Here is a 2,318-nt window from a genome sequence, read left to right as displayed (position 1 = left end):
ATGGTTAATCAAGTGGTTTTTAAAATAAAAATGAAATAGTTGTTCATTTTCGAATTGTTTTTCGAATAGATAAGTAAGAAGAAAAAGGAAGGAGACTACGCGATGTATTTACCAATCTTATTGCCATGGTTTATCAAATGGTATTTGAAATAAATGAAATTTACCTGTTCATTTTAAATCATTTCTCAAATAGATAAGTGAGAAGAACAAGAAGGAGAAAAATGATTTCAATTATTTTTCCAATCTGGTTTTTAAAATGGTTTAAGATCTAGAAGTCGTAAACTAAAAAAATAAAAATGAAGGAGAAAAAGATGACAAATTTTGACAAAATGGAACAGAACTTTGTAGCTCTTACAGAAGAAGAGTTGATGGATGTGGATGGGGGTTCTGTTACCGCTGTGGTAGTAGGAGGCATCTTACTTATTGGCGGCATTGCTTGGGGATACTTTATGTGATAATAGGAGGATAAAATGAATATGAATAATTTAAATAATTGGTCAGATTTGACAGAAGACGAATTGATGAATACTGATGGAGGCGTGATCACATTAGCTACGATTGGTATAGGAGTGACTATTTTCCTTGGCGGTAGATTAATCGGGCAAGATTTAAAACGTAGGTTTGGATAAAAAGTGATTAGGTATGAAAAATCGAAAAAATTTAATAGGTGTGCTTTTAATCATTTTTGGAGCACTCTGTGTGCTGGGTGATTTAAATGTAATTCCCTTTAAAGTTGATCAGTATGTAGGCTCGGAATTATGGATTCCAATCCTTATTTTAATGATGAGTTATTTGGATTCAGGCAAAAACAAGGTTTAAAGAGAACTATTGTTAGTGTGTGGGAAATACTATTGAATAGTCATCTTTTAGTTACTATCAATGAAAAAAGAACTAAAAAAATGGAGAAATAAACGAAGATTTCAGAAAAATTTTCAGTAATTATTATATCAGCTTCAGGAATAGTAGAGCTTTTGGTTGGAGTAGGTATTGAATTAGCTAGTATTATTTAAAAAGGAGAGAATGAAACAATGAAAAAACTGGATGAAAAATTTGACATCATGACAGAAGCAGACTTATCTGTTACTGAAGGAGGTATCGTTGTTACTACTTCAACAGCAATAGCTTGGGGTATTTTAGGAGTCGCTTCTTATATGTATGGGCGTTATCTAGGAAGTAGACGTTAAGCTAAAAATTTGGGATAAAGTATGTAAGGAAATTAACCATGAATCACAACCTTAATCTCAATACACTCTTACCTAAATTAGCCACTATAATTCCTTTGTTGGGAATAGGTCTCAATCTTATACTTCATCTGATTCGTACAGGTTCATTAGTATCCTTTGATTGGCAGTGGACTTTAGTTGGTTTGCTTGCTTCGGGCTATTTTGGTATTTTTTGCAGAGATTTGTCAAAAAATAATCAAAACTATAAATGATGAATCTGAATCAAAAGGATTTTGCGTATGTAAATGGCGGAGTTTTTCCGCCTTTCTTGTCAGGTAAATAGGAGTCTACTATGAAACAATTCTTATTAAGATTTGCTGAGGGATATTTTACCGTATCACTCATTATCTACATCGCAACGTATTTGATTATGAAAAATCCAATTAATACCTTGTTTTATCCAGAAACCTATCCAATTCTGCTTGGTCTGTTTTATGTAGGATACAAGTACGAAACAAAAGAAAGTACGATTGGGAATTGATGAACCATCAGATTGGAGTTTGGGATGAAAGTTGTTCAATTACTACGAAAATCTTGGTCAGAGACCACTGTATTGTTTAGCTCGATGGCTTATCTAATTATTAGAATCGTAGCTGATATAAACAAACTAAATCTACCTACATGATTCGAATATTTTGATATACCTATGATTTCATTATTCTTGATGACTTTTATCTTACTTTATAGAAGTGAAGAAAAAGATGACAAGTGGTGACAACATGAGTCTGATTTCTGTAGCTCCAGCATAAAAGCAATCTTGGAGTGTTAGACCAATGAACCGTAATCTACATTTAGTGAGGAAGGTGTCTGTATGTTAAAAAAGAAGTGATGTTATTAGGGGTGCTTCTACTAGTACGCATTGTACTACCTATCCTGCAAGTTTTAATGGACTATAAGCTATTGCCAGGAAAGTACAGTGTAAATTTCATGGAAGTTTCAGACTTGTTCTCTTATCCCCTACTTCTTTTAATCATTTACATAGCGGTAAAATACCATACTATCAAGAAAATAACGGCTAAAGAAGGCAATGAGGACGAAAATGACTAAGATTTTAAAATCTATTCTTGTATTCACTTTCCTATTTTTGATGAATAT

General features: G+C 32.6%; 6 protein-coding genes. All 6 read left to right on the top strand.

Translation table 11 applies throughout. The features are described 5' to 3' along the window. Positions 1-311: 311 nt before the first annotated feature. The 6 genes from HMPREF9184_RS01205 to HMPREF9184_RS01190 all read left to right on the top strand — a co-directional run bounded on the left by HMPREF9184_RS01205 (position 312) and on the right by HMPREF9184_RS01190 (position 1,704). Positions 312-455: a class IIb bacteriocin, lactobin A/cerein 7B family gene (locus HMPREF9184_RS01205; protein ID WP_000180822.1), complete on the top strand. Its 144-nt coding sequence runs from the start codon at positions 312-314 to the stop codon at positions 453-455. Positions 456-470: 15 nt separating this feature from the next. Further along, entirely contained in the window at positions 471-629 is a 159-nt protein-coding gene (locus HMPREF9184_RS01200; RefSeq protein WP_001056956.1) for a class IIb bacteriocin, lactobin A/cerein 7B family, read from the top strand. Between the two features lie 13 nt (positions 630-642). Beyond that, positions 643-819, top strand: coding sequence for a hypothetical protein (locus HMPREF9184_RS09725; protein WP_000797313.1), 177 nt, complete (start codon positions 643-645; stop codon positions 817-819). Between the two features lie 209 nt (positions 820-1,028). Then, positions 1,029-1,184 carry a hypothetical protein gene (locus HMPREF9184_RS09720; RefSeq protein ID WP_000732134.1) on the top strand — a complete coding sequence of 52 codons (156 nt, stop codon included), beginning with the start codon at positions 1,029-1,031 and terminating at the stop codon, positions 1,182-1,184. Between the two features lie 38 nt (positions 1,185-1,222). Beyond that, positions 1,223-1,435: a hypothetical protein gene (locus HMPREF9184_RS01195; RefSeq protein ID WP_001016294.1), complete on the top strand. Its 213-nt coding sequence runs from the start codon at positions 1,223-1,225 to the stop codon at positions 1,433-1,435. 80 nt (positions 1,436-1,515) lie between these two features. Then, complete coding sequence (locus tag HMPREF9184_RS01190; RefSeq protein WP_000808786.1) at positions 1,516-1,704, top strand: hypothetical protein; 189 nt, start codon at positions 1,516-1,518, stop codon at positions 1,702-1,704. Positions 1,705-2,318 lie beyond the last annotated feature (614 nt).

The organism is Streptococcus sp. oral taxon 058 str. F0407, assembly GCF_000235485.1.
GTDB lineage: Bacteria > Bacillota > Bacilli > Lactobacillales > Streptococcaceae > Streptococcus.
Note: the sequence above shows the minus strand (reverse complement) of the source record. Positions and strands in the feature narration are given on the sequence as shown.